This window comes from Azospirillum sp. UENF 111221 (assembly GCF_058780625.1).
This window is the reverse complement of the sequence record NZ_JBSNCH010000005.1, coordinates 2,068,392-2,085,731: the sequence shown is the minus strand read 5'-3', so window position 1 is coordinate 2,085,731 and position 17,340 is coordinate 2,068,392. Positions and strand designations below refer to the sequence as shown.

Genomic DNA, 17,340 nt, shown 5'->3' with positions numbered 1-17,340 from the left:
GAATTACGACCAAGGCGACGGAGCTTTGTCGAAGGGTATTAGCCCGTTTCTTGGCGGATTCCAGGCGTGAGGCGGATTTTCTTGCCGAAATAAAGGGTTAGATCAAAGCCGGTCTGATGCGTCGGTCCGGTCGCCGGCCGAGGCTACAGCTTCCCCTCGGCCTGCCAGGCCAGACGCTTGCGGTAGATCGTGGAGGCGCTGATCTGCAGCAGGGCGGCGGCGCGCGGAATGTTGCCGTCACAGGCCGCGATGGCGTCCTCGATGGCGTCCTTCTCGACCTCCCACAGCGGCTTGATGGCGTCGGGGGAGAGCGGGACATGGGGCCGCGGGGCTGCGGCGCCGCCGGCCGGCGCGGCGGCGGCCAGCACCTGCAACGGCTGCGGCGTGCCGAGAGGCGACGGCAGCATCTCGGGCGTCACGGTGTCGCCGTCATGCAGGACCGCGACGATGCGCACGACATTCTGCAATTGGCGGACGTTGCCCGGCCAGTGGTAGTGGCGCAGCGCATGTTCGGTCTGGGGCGAGAAGCGGGTGAAGCCCTTCTTCTCCTCCTTGGCGAACTCGGCCAGATAGTGGCGGGCGATCTCCAGCACGTCGTCCTCGCGCTCGCGCAGCGGCGGCAGATGGATGGGGATGACGTGCAGGCGGTAATAGAGATCCTCGCGGAACCGCCCCTCCTCCACCTCGCGCAGGGGATCGCGGTTGGTGGCGCAGACGATGCGCAGGTCGACCTTCTCCAGCTTCGACCCGCCGACGGGGGTGAAGGTGCCGGTCTGGATGAAGCGCAGCAGCTTGGTCTGGAGATCGGGCGCCAGCTCGCAGATCTCGTCCAGGAACAGGGTGCCGCCGTCGGCGCGGGCCGCCGCCCCCTCGCGGTCGGACACCGCCCCGGTGAAGCTGCCCTTCACATGGCCGAAGATCTCGCTTTCCATGAGATCCTTCGGGATGGCGCCGCAGTTGATGGCGATGAAGGGGCGGGCCGCCCGCTGGCTCTGGCGGTGGATCGCCTCGGCGCAGACCTCCTTGCCGGTGCCGGACTCGCCGGTGATGAAGACGGTGGCGCGCGAGGAGGCGGCGCTGTCGACGATGCGGTAGACCGCCTGCATCGCCAGCGACGAGCCGATGAAGCCGTGGTAGCGGGCGCGGTTCAGGTCCTTCTCGAAGGTGTCGACCAGCTGGGCCAGCCGCAGCCGCTCCATCGCGTTGCGGACCGTCACCACCAGCCGGTCGGCGGAGAAGGGCTTCACCAGGAAATCGTAGGCACCGTAGCGCATCGCCTCCACCGCCGCCTTCACCGAGCCGTGGGCGGTGATGACGATGACGGCGCAGGGCAGCGCCTGGGCGTCGATGCGTTTCAGCACCTCCATCCCGTTCATGTCCGGCAGCTGCAAATCCAGCAGAACCACCATCGGCGCGCCGTCGTTCAGCTGCGCCAGCGCGTCGGCCCCGGTTTCCACCGAGATGACGGCGTGGGATTCCTTTTTCAGGTATTCTGCATAGACACGGGCCAGCGAGGGCGTGTCTTCGATCAGCAGGACGGGGATGGAACCTGGCGGCATGCTGTGTGCGACACGCGAAGGTAGGGACGGGACAGCTCCTATTGTCTAACAGATAATTCTGAAAATCCCACCCCTCCGCGCATGCGCACGGTCACGAACGGATCGAAATCGTCGCCGGACCGGAAATGTCGCGGCCCGGCCGCTTGCCGGGGGCGGCGCGATGAACTATCAGCAGCGGGCATGAGGCGTCGGGAAGCGGGTCTTGGGAAACGGGCGCCGGAAAGAGGGGGGTTCGCATGGCCGATCACGCCAGTCTGGCCGGCAAGCGCGTTCTGCTGGTCATCGCCGGCGGCATCGCCGCCTACAAGAGCCTGGAGCTGATCCGCCGCCTGCGCGAGCGCGGCGTGACGGTGCGGGCGGTGCTGACCGAGGCCGGCGCCCGCTTCGTCACCCCGTTGTCGGTACAGGCGCTGACCGAGGATACCGTCTACCGCGACCTGTGGTCGCTGACCGACGAGTCGGAGATGGGCCACATCCGCCTGTCGCGCGAGGCCGACCTGCTGGTCGTGGCGCCGGCCACCGCCAACCTGCTGGCGCGGATGGCCGCCGGCATGGCCGACGATCTGGCCGCCACCGTGCTGCTGGCCACCGACAAGCCGGTGCTGGTCGCCCCCGCCATGAATGTGCGGATGTGGCAGCATGCCGCGACCCAGGCCAACATGGCGCTGCTTGAAAGCCGCGGCGTGCTGCGCGTCGGCCCCAACGAGGGCGTGATGGCCTGCAACGAATACGGTCCCGGCCGCATGGCCGAGCCGATGGAGATCGTCGACGCCATCGCCGGTTTCTTCGCGCAAGCCTCCCACCGGCCGCTCGCCGGACGCCGCGCCATCGTCACCAGCGGCCCGACCCACGAGCCGATCGACCCGGTGCGCTACATCGCCAACCGCTCGTCCGGCAAGCAGGGCCATGCCATCGCCGCGGCTCTGGCGACGCTGGGAGCCGAGGTGACGCTGGTCAGCGGCCCGACCCGCCTGCCCGACCCGGCCGGATGCCGCGTCACCCATATCGAGACGGCGCGCGAGATGCTGGCGGCCTGCGAGGCGGCCTTGCCGGCCGACATCGCCGTCTGCGCCGCCGCGGTGGCGGACTGGCGCGTCGACGGTGCCGGCGACCGCAAGCTGAAGAAGGACGGCGGCGGCCCGCCGGCCCTGGCGCTGACCGAGAACCCCGACATCCTCGCCACCCTGTCCCGCCCCGGCGACCGCCGCCCGGCGCTGGTCGTCGGCTTCGCGGCGGAAACCGGCGACGTGCTGGCCTATGCCACCGCCAAGCGCGCCCGCAAGGGCTGCGACTGGATCGTCGCCAACGACGTCTCCCCCGGCACCGGCACCTTCGGCGGCAGCGACAACACCGTCCACCTGATCCGTGCCGACGGCGTCGAGTCCTGGCCCACCATGGCCAAGGACGCCGTCGCCTCCCGGCTGGCCCAGGCGGTGGCGGAGCATTTCACCGAGACCCTCAAGGCGAAGTAGCGTCTACCCGGCGACCGTCCGGCCATCCGACCACAGGAACCGCATCATGTCCCCCGCCCCGACTCCCACCGTCGCCTTCCTCCGCCTGCCCGGCAACGACGACCTGCCGCTGCCCTCCTACGCGACCGAAGGTGCGGCCGGGTTCGACCTGCGCGCCGCGGTGCCGGCGGACGCCCCCGTCACGCTGGAGCCCGGCAAGCGGGTGCTGGTGCCGACCGGCTTCGCCGTCGGGCTGCCGGCGGGGTGGGAGATGCAGATCAGGCCGCGCTCCGGGCTGGCGGTGAAGAACGGCGTCACCGTGCTGAACACGCCGGGCACCGTCGATTGCGACTACCGCGGGCCGGTCGGCGTCTGCCTGGTCAATCTGGGCGAGGAGCCCTTCGCCATCGCCCGCGGCGACCGCATCGCCCAGGCGGTGATCGCCGAGGCGCCCCAGGCGGTGCTGGTCGAGGTCGCCTCGCTGGACGAGACCGCGCGCGGCACCGGCGGCTTCGGGTCCACCGGCGTCGCCTGAAGGCCCGTCCCCCGACTGAAACCCCGCCCGCGACTTCGCCCCACCCCTCCCCCGCTTTCTATGGCATGATCGGCATGCTGATGGGGGTGGATCGGCAACGGGCGAGGGGGTGGGCATGCGAAGTCCCCGGCGGAACCTGGGGCTCAATCTGGGGCGGAGCGTGGCGTTCCGCATCCTGGCGGGGTTGACGGTCATCGGCGGGCTGGCCGCGGCGACCAGCGTCGTCGCCGTCTCGCTGTTCTCCCGCTTCCACCAGGGTTACGAGCAGATCGCCACCGCCAAGGTGCCGGGGCTGGTCGCCGCCGCCCAGCTGGTGCAGCAGAGCGGCGCCGTCGCCGCCATCGCCCCCGCCCTGGTCGCCGCCCAGGACCAGACCGCGCGCGAAGCGGTGATGGCGCGGATGGGCGACCAGATCGTCCGGCTGGAACAGCTGATGGCCCGGCTGATCGCCCATGGCGGCGCCGTGCGCTTCGCCGATCAGCCCGGCGCCAGGACGGACGGCAGGGCCGGCAACAGCCGGGCCGAAAGCAACAGGGCGGAAAACAGTCGGGCGGATCTGGGCGAGCTGGACCGCCGCAAGAACGAGCTGGTCGGCACGCTGCTGACCCTGAACGCCCAGGTCCGGCAGCAGCTGGCCCTGACCGCCGAGACCAGCGCCCGCGCCCAGGCGCTGGCCACCCTGACCGGCCGGCTGGGCGCCGCCGAGTCGCAGGAGGCCGAAGGCGCCTGGACCATGGAGCTGCGGGCCGGGGATCAAGCCTCCTTGCCCGATGCCGAGGCGGCGGAGCGCAGCCGCGCGGCGCTGGAGCGCTGGCGCCGCGAGCTGACCGGCGCGGCGACCACGCTGCTGGCGGCGCTGCGCGCCGACCGCGACAGCCAGCTGGACCGTCTCCAGGCCGACACCCGCACCGCGCTGGACAATGCCGCGGAGGCGCTGGCACTGCTGCCGGCCGGACAGGCCGCCCGGCTGGAGCCGTTGCAGCGCGAGCTGGTGGAGCAGGCGTCCGGCCGCTCGCCGCTGTTCTCCCTGCGCGAGGCGGAGCTGTCGCTGCAACGGGCGATCAAGCGGTCGGCCGCGCGCAACCAGGCGGTCTCCGACCAGCTGGTCGGCATCGTCTCCGACTATTTCCTGGCGGTGGAGCAGGATGTCGCCCACCGGTCCGGCGAGTTCGAGCGGGTGATCCGCGACGGCGAGCGGGCGGTGATCGCCATGGCCGTGCTGTCGATCCTGGGTGCCGCCGCCATCTTCGCCTACATCCACCGCAATGTGGTGGCGCGGCTGCGCCGCCTGCGCAGCGCCATGCAGGCGGTGGAGACGGCCGAGCCGGCCAAGATGCCGGGCCTGATGCCCGGCACGATGCCCGATCCGCTGTCCCATCTGGACCTGCCGGCCGCCACCCCGTCCGGCAGCCGGGACGAGATCGGCGAGATGGCGCGCGCGCTGTCCTATTTCGTCACCACCATCCGCGCCCGGGAAAGCGCGCTGGCCGACGGCGAGCGCCGGCTGCGCACCATCCTGGAACAGAGCCCGGTCGGCGTCTCCATCGGCCGCGCCGACGGCAGCGTCGCCTTCGCCAACGCCCGTGCCGCCGAGCTGGCCGGCCGGCCGCCGGAGGATTTCATCGGCAGCCGCCACGCGCTGGCCCTGCCCGGCGCCAGCATCAGCCGGGGCGGAACCGGGCAGGACTGGGAGGCGGAGAGCGGCGGCGTGCTGGTGCGCGATGCCGAGGTTGCGGTCGACCGCCCCGACGGCAGCCGGGTCTGGGCCTTGCAGACGCTCCAGCGCACCAGCTTCGAGGGCGAGCCGGCGGTGCTGGCCTGGAGCACCGACATCACCGCGCGCAAGCAGGCGGAGGAAGCGCTGCGCAGCGCCAAGGAGCAGGCGGAGATCGCCGCCCGGTCCAAGGCCGAATTCCTAGCGACGATGAGCCACGAGATCCGCACGCCGATGAACGGCGTGCTGGGCATGCTGGAGCTGATGGCCCTGACCCCGCTGGACGAGGAGCAGCGCACGCTGGTCTCGACCATGCGCGACAGCGGGGCGGCCCTGCTGCGGATCATCGACGACATCCTGGATTTGTCGAAGATCGAGGCGGGCAAGCTGGAGCTGGAGGAGCTGGAGCTGCGCCCGGCCGATCTGGTCGAGGGGGTGTCGGACCTGCTGGCGCCCCAGGCCCACCAGAAGGGGCTGGCGCTGATCTGCGCCATCGACCGGTCGGTGCCGGACCGGCTGCGCGGCGATTCCGGCCGGCTGCGCCAGATCCTGTTCAACCTGACCGGCAACGCCATCAAGTTCACCGACCGCGGCCGGGTGGTGCTGCGCGTCGGCACCGCAGGCCCCGACGATGCCGACCCAGCAAAGCCGGGCCATGTCCGCCTGCATGTGGCGGTGGAGGACACCGGGATCGGCATCGGGCCGGAGGGGCAGGCCCGGCTGTTCCAGCCCTTCAGCCAGGCCGACAGCTCCACCACCCGCCGGTTCGGCGGCACCGGGCTGGGGCTGGCGATCTGCACCCGGCTGATCGAGCGGATGGGCGGGCGGATCGGCGTCACGTCGGTGCCCGGCGCCGGATCCACCTTCTGGTTCACGGTGGAGCTGCCGCGTGCGCCGGAAGCCCTGCCGGCGCCGTCCTCCACGCCGCTGGACGGCCTGCCGGTCCTCGTCGCCGACGAGGACGAGGTGCAGCGCGCGGTGCTGGCCTGCTATCTCGAGCAGGGCGGGGCGACGGTGACGGTCTCCTCTTCGGTGGCGGACGCGGCATCGAAGCTGGGGCGGGGCGGCTTCGGGCTGCTGGTGACGACGACGGCGCTGGCCGGACGGCTGGACCCGCTGGCCGGCGCCTGCGCTCCGGGATTGCCGCGTCTCCTGCTCGGCGACGGGCGGACGGCAGGCAGTGGGGCGGCAGGCGGCGGGGCGGTCGCCTCTCCCCACACCGCGTCCGGGGTGGCGGCCGGGGCGGCGGCAGGACTGGTGCAGCCGGTCCACCGCGCCGCCCTGATCCGCGCCGCGGCCACACTGACCGGCCGCACGGCCCCTGATGCCGCCGGCGCGGAGCCGGCCTATCCGCCGCCGGAGCGCAATGCCGGTGCCGCGGCGCCTGGACCGGCGGACTCGGCCGGCCACGGCCCCATCCTGGTGGCGGAGGACCATCCGACCAACCAGCAGGTCGTGCTGCGCCAGCTGCGCCGTCTCGGCTATGCGGCGGAGCTGGCGGCCGACGGCGAGCAGGCGCTGGCGGCCTGGCGCGCCGGCCGGCACCGGCTGATCGTCACCGACTGCCATATGCCGGTGATGGACGGCTACGAGCTTGCCCGCCGCATCCGGGCGGAGGAACGGGACGGGCGCCGGCGCACCCCCATCGTCGCCATGACCGCCAATGCCCTGTCCGGCGAGATGGAGCGCTGTCTGGCCGCCGGGATGGACGACTACCTCGCCAAGCCGGTGACGCTGGCGCAGCTGTCCCATATGCTGGTCCTCTGGCTGGAGGCCCGCCCCCTGCCCCTCCCCCTGCCGGCGGAGGCGCCGGCACCGGCTCCGATACCCGCTCCGGCGGCCGCGGAGGAGGTGCTCCCGGTTCTCGACCTCGACCATGTGCGGGAAACTTTCGGCGGCATGGATAACGGCGGCCTGGATGACGGCACGCTCGACATGATGGACTTCTTCATCGAGACGACGCGTCCGACGCTGGAGCGGGTGCGCCACGCGCTCGACGCCGGCGACCGCGAGGAGGCGCGGGCCGCCGCCCATTCGGCCGCCGGGGCGGCGCGGACCGCCGGGGCGAAGGCGCTGGCCGCCGCCTGCACGGCGCTCGAACGCGCCATCGTCGAGGGGCGCGAGACGGACGCGGCCCGCCATGCCCAGACCATGGCTGCGGCCTTTCCCGAGGTCGAAAAGGCGATTTGCGCCCTGCGCCACACGAAAGAGACGGTGCCCAGCCCGGAAGAGAGCATGGCGTGACCGGACGTGTTGGAGCGAAATCTACCTGGGCGGGAACGGCAATCCGAAAAGGCGCAAGGTCGGCGGGTGTCGCTTGTCGGTGGGAAAGGGCTGAACTACTCTGCGCATCTTGAATCATTCTGACAGATTCAGCCGGGCAGTCACCAAGCACCGGCAGTCCCGGGGGTGAAGAGCGTGGTCGGTCTCGCTGGCTTCTTTTGGAACAAGGAACCCCGGCGCCAAGCCGATCACGCCGCCACAGACCGCGACCGCTGGCGGGCGATGCTGGCCGCAGCGCCGCAGCCCTGGTGCGCCTGGACCGACCGGGGCGAAGGCCTTCTGTCCGACGAGGCGGCGGCCCTGCTGGGCATTTCCGATTGCGCTTCATTCGCCGACTCCCTGACGGCCCCCGACCTCGGCCCCGCCCTGGCCCGGCTGCGCCGCGACGGCGAGCCCTTCCGCTGCGAGGCGGCGGCCCCCGACGGCCGGCGGCTGGTGCTGACCGGCCGGCGCGGACGGGCCGGCGACACCCACTGCGACGTGGTGTGGATCGAGGATGTGACCGTCGCCCGCGACGCCGCCAAGGATGCCACCCAGCGCCAGGAGCAGGCGGCCGGGGCGGCGCGCATCCGCCTTGCCGAGTTGCAGGCGATGGCCGACGCGCTGCCGCTGCCGGTGTGGATGCGCGACCGCTCGTTACGGCTGTCCTGGTGCAACCGCGCCTATGCCCGCGCCGTCGACGGCGATCCCGGGACGGTGGTGGCGGAGGGGCGGGAACTGACCGCCACCGGCCGGGCGCTGGCCGAACGGGCGCGCAGCGGCGGCTTCGCCCAGTCGGACCGCGCGCCGGTGGTGATCGGCACCGAGCGCCGGCTGCTGGAGGTGACGGAGGCGCCGCTGCCGCTGACCGACGGCGGCGGCACGCTGGCGGTCGGCTACGCGCTGGACCTCACCCCGCTGGAGGAGCTGCGCGGCGAGTTGGACCGCCACCTGACCGCCCATGCGGAGGTGCTGGAGCGGCTGGGCACCGCCATCGCCATCTTCGGCCCCGACACCCGGCTGACCTTCTTCAACCAGGCCTATGCCCGGCTGTGGGATCTGGACGAGGCGTGGCTGCGCGGCGAGCCGACCAACGCCGAGCTGCTGGAGGAGCTGCGCGCCCGCCGCCGCCTGCCGGAATATGCCGACTACCAGACCTTCAAGCGCGAACGGCTGACCCGCTACACCCATCTGGTCGAGCCGGTGGAGGAGATGCTGCACCTGCCGGACGGCACCACGCTGCGCCATCTGGCGGCCCCGCATCCGCAGGGCGGGCTGATCACCATCCTGGAGGACGTGACCAACACGCTGGCGCTGGAATCCTCCTACAACACCCTGATGGCGGTGCAGCAGGAGACGCTGGACAATCTGGCGGAGGGCATCGCCGTGTTCGGCGGCGACGGCCGGCTGAAGCTGTCCAACCCGGCCTTCGCCCGCATCTGGGATCTGGAGGACGGCGACCTGCATGGCGAGCCGCACATCGCCGACGTCATCGAACGCATGCGCCCGCTGCTGGAAATCGCGGCGGCTGACAGGGGGGCGGACAAGAGCGCCGACCGGCCGGGCGAGGCCGCGACCTGGGATGCGGTGAAGGAGGAACTGGTCGGCGCCACGCTGGAGCGCAGCGTCCGCTCCGGCCGGGTGGAGCGCAGCGACGGGTCGGTGGTGGAGTTCTCCACCCTGCCGCTGCCCGACGGGGCGGTGCTGAACAGCTATCTCGACGTCACCGACGGCGCCCGGCTGGAGACGGCGCTGCGCGCCTCCAACGCCGCGCTGGAAGCCGCCGACCAGCTGAAGAGCGAGTTCATCGCCAACGTCTCCCACCATCTGCGCACGCCGCTGAACGGCATCATCGGCTTCGCCGAGGTGCTGGCGAACCAGTATTTCGGCGAGCTGAACGCCCGGCAGATGGAGTATGTCCGCAGCATGCTGGCCGCCGGCCAGCGCCTGCTGGAGCTGATCGACGACGTGGTCGACCTGACCAGCCTGGGCGCCGGCGTCACCACGCTGGAACGCGGGGCGATCAGCCTGCCCGACCTGCTCGACTCGGTGGCCGGCCTGACCCGCGACTGGGCGCGGCGCGAAGGGCTGCGGCTGGAGGTGGTGGCGCCGGACGCGCTGGGCGAGATGGAGGGCGACGGCAAGCGGCTGAAGCAGGCACTGTTCACCCTGGTGGTCGGCGCCATCCGCAACCCGCCGCCCGACCGCCGCATCCGCCTTGCCGGCGAACGGCTGAACGGCAGCATCACCCTGTCGGTCAGCGGCGCCGCGGCGCCCGATGCCGACCCGCAGGGTGCGGCGGCGCTGGGTGTGTCGCTGGCCCGCAACGTGGTGGAGCTTCACGGCGGCCGGCTGGAGCTGGACGAGACCGGCAGCGCCGGCTACCGCAGCGCCCATGTCCGCTGCATCATGCCGGTGCGGGCGCCGGCAAACGGGGTGAGGGCGGGGTAGAATTACCTCCCTCTCCCGGGCTCTCAGCGGATCTTCGATCCGCCTGACGCCGTCAGCACAAACAAAGTTTGTGCGAGAGGCGGGAGAGGGCGTTCACTCACGCCGCGCCCGGCACGCCCTTCGAGGTGGAATATTCGAAATGCAGCGCCTCCCCCGGATAGACCAGCGGGCGGATGGCGTGGGCGGCCTGGGCCGCTTCGGCGAAGCCGCAGAGGATCAGCTTCAGCTTGCCGGGGTATGTGGCGATGTCGCCGATGGCGAAGACGCCCGGCACGTTGGTGGCGCAGCCGGGCTGGGCCACCGCGATGTGGCTGCGCTCCAGGTCCAGCCCCCAGTCGGCGATGGGGCCGAGATTCATCGACAGGCCGAAGAAGGCCAGCAGGGCGTCGGCCGGCAGCGCCTTCTCCTCGCCGTCCAGCGTGGCGACGCGCACGGCGGTCAGCCGGCCGTCCGCACCGTCCAGCCCGGACAGCTGATAGGGCACCACCATCTCGACCCGCCCCTCGCGCACCAGCGCTTCCATGCGGGCGACGCTTTCGGGGGCGGCGCGGAACTTCGGACGGCGGTGGACGACATAGACGCGCTCCGCCACGTCGGCCAGCGAGATGGCCCAGTCGACGGCGCTGTCGCCGCCGCCGGCGATCACGACCTTCTTGCCGGCGAAGTCCTGGCGGCGGCGCACCATGTAGAAGACCGACTTGCCCTCATAGGCCTCCAGCCCGTCGAGCGGCGGGCGGTTGGGACCGAAGGCGCCGCTGCCGGCGGCGATGACGACGGCCTGGGTGTCGATCCTCGTGCCGATGCTGGTCTCCACCAGCCAGCGCCCGTTGTCCTGGCGGGTCAGCTTTTCCACCTGCTGGCCCAGGTGATAGGTGGGCGAGAAGGGGGCGGCCTGTTCCGCCAGCCGGTCGATCAGGTCGGCCGCCTCGATCGAGGGATGGGCCGGGATGTCGTAGATCGGCTTTTCCGGGTAGAGCGCCGTGCACTGGCCGCCGACCATGTCCAGCGCGTCCACCACATGGCAGCGCATCTTCAGCATGCCGCATTCAAACACGGCGAACAGCCCGACGGGGCCGGCGCCGACGATGACGACATCGGTGGTGAGGACATCGTTGCTGGAAGCGGTCTGCGACATGAAAGCCAATTCCTTGAGACGGGGCGCCGGGGAAAGGAAGCCGGTTGACGGTTGCGGGAGACTGGTCGGCGAACGGTCCTTCCATTGTCCGCATTTGCCATCCGGGTCAACCCCCAGCAAGGGGAAGGCGGTGCTGTGCCGCGCGCGGGGGGCGCGCGACGGACGGTCCCGGCAGCAAATCCCGGCAGCCGATCCCGGCAGTAAAACAATTTCGCTTAAATTCGCTTAAATTTGTCGATTGCACGCGGCAGTGGCGAAGCCGAAAGTACAGCGATGCGGTGGATATCCGGGCCATCCGGTTCGGACATCGGCCCGCATGCCGGTTTGGGTGGAGGCCTGGGATGAAGGAACTTCGCTGTCTGGTCTTCACCGACCAGGAGGTCGTGCGGGCCGTGCTGGATCGCCGGCGCCGGGTGAAGGACACGCTGCCGGTCGGCACCGTCTCCAAGATCGCCTACCACCGTCCCGAAGGGTCGGAGCCGGATGGGATCGAAACCCGCCTGACCATCACCGACGACAACGGTGCGGTGACCGAGCTGGGGTTGCCCGACACCGAGGTGACGGCGGCGCTGGTCGGCTACTGCATGGGCCGGCGCATCCCCCTGCCGGTGGCGTCCGACAAGATGCTGCACCTGATCAACGGCGCGCTGACGCTGATGATCACCATGAACTTCAACAAGGCGCCGCGGCTGGTGGTCACCGCCGGAGCGGACGGCGCCGGATCGGGGCCTGGAGCGGGGCCTGGATCGGGAGCGGCCGACCGGCTGTCGCCCAAGCGGCGGATCGGCCGCTGAGCCTGTTGCCAACCCACTCTTCTTTCCGGCTTGCGGGCGGGCGGCGGCTTCGCACAGTATCCGCGCCATGCCGGACACTCCCCTCCACACCGTCACCCTGCCCCTGCCCGACGAGGCCGCCACCGCGGCGCTGGGCCGCCGGCTCGGCGTCCTCCTGCGGCCGGGCGACCTCGTGGCCCTGCGCGGCGACCTCGGCGCCGGCAAGAGCGCGCTGTCGCGGGCACTGATCCGCAGCGTCACCCATGAGGACGCCGAGGTGCCGTCCCCCACCTTCACCCTGGTGCAGACCTACGACACCGCCATCGGCCCGGTCTGGCATTTCGACCTCTACCGTTTGTCGGGACCGGACGAGGTCTATGAGCTGGGCTGGGACGACGCGCGGGCCGAGGCGGTGGCGCTGGTCGAATGGCCGGACCGGCTGGGTCCGCTGCTGCCGCCCGACCGGGTGGAGGTGACGATGGAGCATGACGGGCATGATGCCCGCCGCGCCACCCTGACCGGCCATGGCACGCTGGCGGCGCGGGTGGCCGCCGCCGACTGGACGCTGCGATGACGGCCGTGTCCCAGGCGCGGCAAGCCGGGATCGCCGCCTTCCTGGCTGCCAACGGCCTGTCCGATGCGGTGCGGGAGCCGCTGGCCGGCGATGCCTCTGCAAGACGGTACGAGCGGCTGCGCAAGGCCGATGGCGGCACGCTGATCCTGGTCGATACGCCGGCCCCGGCCGAGGACCTCGTCCCCTTCATCGCCATCGGCGCCGAACTGGCCGCAATCGGGCTGTCGGTTCCCACCGTGCTGGCGGCGGATGTGGAGCGCGGTCTGGCGATCCAGGATGATTTCGGAAGCGAAACATTTACGCGCCTGCTGGCCGCCGGCGCCGATCCGCAGCCGCTCTACACAATGGCGACCGATGCGCTGATCGCCATCCATCGCGGCTGGCCGGAGGGGGCGGCGCAACGCCTCGCCCTGCCGGTCTACGATCCCGACCTGTTCATCGCCCAGACCCGGCTGTTCCTCGACGCCTATGTGCCGGTGGTGCTGGGTCGCCCCCTGAGCGAAGAGGATCGTTCCGATTTCGATACGGCTTGGCGCGCGGTGCTGGAGCCGGTCTGCGCCGGGGCGCCGTCGCTTCTGCTGCGCGACTACCATGTCGACAATTTGATGCGGTTGGACCGGCCGGGGGCGAAGGCGGCCGGGCTGATCGACTTCCAGAGCGCCGGCTGGGGGCCGCGGGCCTACGACCTCGTCTCCCTGCTGGAGGATGCGCGGCGCGATGTGGCGGCCGATCTGGCGGACGCGATGGTTGCCCGCTATCTCGCCGCCTTCCCCGAGACCGACGCCGCCGCCTTCCGCCGCGCCATGGCGGTGCTGGGGGCGGTGCGCCACACGCGGATCGTCGCCATCTTCGTCCGTCTGGCGCTGGGCCAGGGGCGGCGGTCCTACCTTGTCCATCTGCCGCGGGTCTGGCGCCTGCTGGAGGCCCAGCTGGCGAAGCCGGAGTTGGCCCCGGTCGCCGGCTGGTTCGACCGCCATCTGCCGCCCGCCGCCCGTTCCGCCTTCGTCGTTCCGGAGACGCTCTGAGATGACCATTCCCGATACCGCAATGGTCCTGGCCGCCGGCCAGGGCCTGCGCATGCGCCCGCTGACCAACCACCGGCCGAAGCCGCTGATCCCGGTGCTGGGCAAGCCGATGCTGGACCATGCGCTCGACCGGCTGGCCGAGGCCGGCGTCGGCCGGGCGGTGGTCAACAGCCACTATCTGGGCGCGATGATCGGCGACCATCTGAAGGACCGGACGACGCCGGCCATCACCCTGTCGCCGGAAGAGACATTGCTGGAGACCGGCGGCGGGGTGAAGAAGGCCCTGCCCCATCTCGGCAGCGCGCCGGTCTATACGGTGAACGCCGACATCTTCTGGCTCGACGGGCCGGTGCCGGCCCTGCGCCGGCTGGCCGCGCATTGGAACCCGGCGGAGATGGACGCGCTGCTGCTGCTGATGGCGACGACCAAGTCGGTCGGCTATGACGGGCTCGGCGACTATCACATGGACCCGCTGGGCGGGCTGACCCGCCGGGGCGAGCGCGAGCTGGCGCCCTTCGTCTATGCCGGGGTGCAGATCGTCAAGCCGGAGCTGTTCGCGGCGGACACCCCCGACGGCGCCTTCTCCACCAACCTGATCTGGGACCGCGCCCAGGCGGCGGGCCGGCTGTTCGGCCTTGCCCATGACGGGCTGTGGTTCCACATCGGCACGCCGGCCGGGCTGAAAGAGGCCGAGGAACTGCTGGCCATCGGCGGCATGCGGGCGGTGGCGCATTGAGGGCGGGGCTGAGGTATACTCAAGCCGCGCTATACTCAATCGCACGTAGCCAGCACCGGAACTGATCGCAAACCCATGACCCTCCCCAAAGTCTACAGCATTCCCGCGGGCGCGCCCTTCGTCGACATGCTGGCGGCGGGGATCATGGAGCGGGTCGGCGGCGATCCGATGGCCCTTGCCGGCGTCACCGTCCTGCTGCCGACGCGGCGTGCCTGCCGGGCGTTGCAGGCGGCCTTCCTGCGGCGGTCGGGCGGGCAGCCGACGCTGCTGCCGCGGATGGCGCCGCTGGGCGAACTCGATGCCGGCGACCTCAGCCTGACCGAGGAGGAACTGCCCGACGTCCCGCTCGACCTGCCGGAGGCGATCTCGCCCTTGAACCGGCAGATGACGCTGGCCCGGCTGATCCTGGGGGCCGAGGGGCTGTCGGCGACCACGGCGCAGGCGGTGCGGCTGGGTGCCGATCTCGGCCGGCTGATCGACGCGGTGTGGACCGAGCGCGCCGGCTTCGAGAAGCTGGAGTCGCTGGTGCCGGCGGATTATGCCGAGCACTGGCAGGTCACGCTGAAATTCCTGCGCATCATCACCGAGGTCTGGCCCGCCATCCTCGAGTCGGGCGGCCAGACCGACCCGGCCAAGCGCCGCAATCTGGCGCTGGAGACGCAGGCGGCCCTCTGGCAGGCGGCCCCGCCGCCGGGCATGGTGATCGCCGCCGGCTCCACCGGCTCCATCGTCGCGACGACGGAACTGCTGGCGGTCATCGCCCGGCTGCCGCAGGGGGCGGTGGTGCTGCCCGGCCTCGACACCGGGGCCGACGACACGATCTGGGACGCCATCGCCGAGGATGAATCCCACCCGCAGCACGGGCTGTCGCAGTTGATCCGCCTGCTGGAGGTGGAACGGCACGAGGTGCTGCCCTGGACCGACGCGCCGGAGCCGCGCGGCGCCCGCGCCCGCCTGATCGCCGAGGCGATGCGCCCGGCGGCGACCACCGAGGGCTGGCGCGAACTGTCCGGGGTGGACGCCGCGGCGCTGGACGGGCTGACCCGCATCGACGCAACCACCTCGGAGGAAGAGGCGCAGGTCATCGCGCTGCTGATGCGCCATGCGCTGGAAACCCCGACCAGGACCGCGGCGCTGATCACCCCCGACCGCAACCTGGGACGCCGGGTTGCCATGGCGCTGGCGCGCTGGGGCATCCTGGTCAACGATTCCGGCGGCCAGCCGCTCGCCCACACCGCGGTCGGCACCTATCTGCGGCTGACGGCGGAGCTGGCGGCGAGCCGCGTCCATCCGCTGGCGCTGCTGGCGCTCGCCAAGCACCCGATGGCGGCGGGCGGCCGCGACTCCGCGGATTTCCGCGCCGCCGCCCGCGCGCTGGAGCGCGTCGTGCTGCGCGGCCCCCGCCCGGCGGAGGGCTTCGACGGCGTGCTCGCCGCACTGGAGCAGGCCGAGCGCTTCGACCATGAGGAGCAACAGGAGTTCCTGCGCACCTGGCTGGTCGACATCGGCCAGCGCGCCGCTCCCTTCCTTGAGGCGCTGGCCGGCGAGACGCCGCTGGCCGACCTCGTGCGCGCCCATGTCGCCTTCTGCGAGTCGCTGGCCGCCGACGATGCGCTGACCGGGGCGGAGCGGCTGTGGCGCCAGGACGACGGCGAGGAGGCGGCGCGCTTCGTCCACGACCTGCTGGATGCGGCGGACGGCTTCCCGGCCATCCCGGCCAAGGATTACCCGGCGCTGCTCGACGCGCTGATGAGTGCGCGGGCGGTGCGTCCGCGCTATGGCCTGCACCCGCGCCTGTTCATCCTGGGTCCGATGGAGGCGCGCCTCCAGCATCTCGACCTGACCATCCTGGGCGGGCTGAACGAGGGAACCTGGCCGCCAGCGGCATCCGCCGATCCCTGGATGTCGCGGCCGATGCGGCGCGATTTCGGCCTGCCCAGCCCGGAACGGCTGGTCGGCATGTCGGCCCACGACTTCGCTCATGCCTGCGGCGCGCCGGAGGTGGTGCTGACCCGCGCGGCACGGGTGGAGGGCACGCCGACGGTGCCGTCGCGCTGGCTGCTGCGGCTGGAAACCGTGCTGAAGGCGCTGGATCTGGACGGCGTGATCGAGGAGCGCGGGGCCTGCTGGCTCGGCTGGGCGCGCGGGCTGGACGAGCCCGACCGGGTGCAGCCGGTGGCCGCACCGGAGCCGCGCCCGCCGCTGAGCGCCCGGCCGCGCAAGCTGTCGGTGACCGAGATCGAGACCTGGATGCGCGATCCCTACGCCATCTATGCCCGCCACGCCCTGCGGCTGCGGGCGCTCGACCCCATCGCCGCCGATCCGGGCGCGTCCGACCGCGGCCAGATCATCCACGACACGCTCGACGCCTTCGTCCGCGAGCATCCGGGGCCGCTGCCGCATGACGCGCTCGACCGGCTGATCGCGCTGGGGCGCGAACGGTTCGGCCCGCTGCTGCGCAGCCATCCCGACGTCTGGGCCTTCTGGTGGCCGCGCTTCGAGCGGGTGGCCGGCTGGTTCGTCGATCTGGAGCGCGAGCGCCGCCCCCGTCTCCGCCCGCTGGGAACGGAAGTGCCGGGCCGGCTCGAGCTGTCCGGCCCCGGCGGTCCCTTCGCCCTGACCGCCAAGGCCGACCGCATCGACCGCGGCCCGGACGGGCTGGTGGTGATCGACTACAAGACCGGCACCCCGCCGAGCGCGCGCGAGATCGAGCTTGGCTTCGCCCCGCAGCTGCCGCTGGAGGCCGCCATCGCCGCGGCCGGCGGGTTCAGCGGGGTGGACAAGGGCGAGGTGGCCGAGCTGACCTTCTGGCGCCTGTCCGGCGGCGACCCGGCCGGCGAGGAGAAGCCGGTCAAGGGCGACCCGGCAGCGCTGGGCGAGGAGGCGCGGGCCGGGCTGGAAGCGCTGATCGCGCAGTTCGACGACCCTCAGACGCCTTACCGCTCCCGCCCACGCCCGGCGATGGCGCCGCGCTACACCGACTACGCGCATCTGGCCCGCGTCCAGGAATGGTCGGCGGGCGGCGGGGAGGGGGAATGATGGGGTTCGCTCGATTCGGGGACAATCCCCCTCTCCCCCCGGGGAGAGGGTCGGGGTGAGGGGGACGCATTGCGTGCCTGCCCCAA

The 17,340-nt window shown here is 71.8% G+C and carries 11 protein-coding genes; 9 read left to right on the top strand and 2 right to left on the bottom strand.

The window, feature by feature from the left end:
- Positions 1-143: 143 nt before the first annotated feature.
- On the bottom strand, positions 144-1,559 hold the full coding sequence (locus ACWPN3_RS24575) for a sigma-54-dependent transcriptional regulator (protein ID WP_109095897.1): 1,416 nt from the start codon (positions 1,557-1,559) through the stop codon (positions 144-146).
- A 236-nt stretch (positions 1,560-1,795) separates the two neighbouring features.
- Between ACWPN3_RS24575 and coaBC the strand changes: the two genes are divergently transcribed.
- From coaBC to ACWPN3_RS24555, 4 genes are all read left to right on the top strand, one after another.
- Positions 1,796-3,031, top strand: coding sequence for a bifunctional phosphopantothenoylcysteine decarboxylase/phosphopantothenate--cysteine ligase CoaBC (gene coaBC, locus ACWPN3_RS24570; RefSeq protein WP_492239841.1), 1,236 nt, complete (start codon positions 1,796-1,798; stop codon positions 3,029-3,031).
- 46 nt (positions 3,032-3,077) lie between these two features.
- Positions 3,078-3,545 (top strand): dUTP diphosphatase, encoded by a 468-nt coding sequence (gene dut / locus ACWPN3_RS24565; RefSeq protein WP_109095899.1) that lies wholly within the window; start codon positions 3,078-3,080, stop codon positions 3,543-3,545.
- A gap of 160 nt (positions 3,546-3,705) precedes the next feature.
- Positions 3,706-7,503 (top strand): hybrid sensor histidine kinase/response regulator, encoded by a 3,798-nt coding sequence (locus ACWPN3_RS24560; RefSeq protein ID WP_492239840.1) that lies wholly within the window; start codon positions 3,706-3,708, stop codon positions 7,501-7,503.
- Positions 7,504-7,677: 174 nt separating this feature from the next.
- Positions 7,678-9,972 carry a PAS domain-containing sensor histidine kinase gene (locus ACWPN3_RS24555; RefSeq protein ID WP_492239839.1) on the top strand — a complete coding sequence of 765 codons (2,295 nt, stop codon included), beginning with the start codon at positions 7,678-7,680 and terminating at the stop codon, positions 9,970-9,972.
- A 97-nt stretch (positions 9,973-10,069) separates the two neighbouring features.
- Here the strand turns inward: ACWPN3_RS24555 and ACWPN3_RS24550 are convergent, their stop codons facing one another.
- On the bottom strand, positions 10,070-11,107 hold the full coding sequence (locus ACWPN3_RS24550) for an NAD(P)/FAD-dependent oxidoreductase (protein ID WP_492239838.1): 1,038 nt from the start codon (positions 11,105-11,107) through the stop codon (positions 10,070-10,072).
- A 341-nt stretch (positions 11,108-11,448) separates the two neighbouring features.
- Here ACWPN3_RS24550 and ACWPN3_RS24545 point away from each other — a divergent pair, with 341 nt between their 5' ends.
- From ACWPN3_RS24545 to addB, 5 genes are all read left to right on the top strand, one after another.
- On the top strand, positions 11,449-11,901 hold the full coding sequence (locus tag ACWPN3_RS24545) for a hypothetical protein (protein ID WP_492239837.1): 453 nt from the start codon (positions 11,449-11,451) through the stop codon (positions 11,899-11,901).
- 67 nt (positions 11,902-11,968) lie between these two features.
- A complete protein-coding gene (gene tsaE / locus ACWPN3_RS24540) occupies positions 11,969-12,454 on the top strand; it encodes a tRNA (adenosine(37)-N6)-threonylcarbamoyltransferase complex ATPase subunit type 1 TsaE (RefSeq protein ID WP_492239836.1) in 486 nt (161 codons plus the stop codon).
- Entirely contained in the window at positions 12,451-13,479 is a 1,029-nt protein-coding gene (locus ACWPN3_RS24535) for an aminoglycoside phosphotransferase family protein (RefSeq protein ID WP_492239835.1), read from the top strand. Before tsaE ends, ACWPN3_RS24535 begins: the two co-directional genes overlap by 4 nt.
- 1 nt (position 13,480) lies before the next feature.
- Entirely contained in the window at positions 13,481-14,215 is a 735-nt protein-coding gene (locus tag ACWPN3_RS24530) for a nucleotidyltransferase family protein (protein WP_492239834.1), read from the top strand.
- 75 nt (positions 14,216-14,290) lie between these two features.
- The gene (addB, locus tag ACWPN3_RS24525) at positions 14,291-17,254 is read left to right on the top strand and encodes a double-strand break repair protein AddB (RefSeq protein ID WP_492239833.1); all 2,964 of its coding nucleotides are present in this window, start codon (positions 14,291-14,293) and stop codon (positions 17,252-17,254) included.
- Positions 17,255-17,340 lie beyond the last annotated feature (86 nt).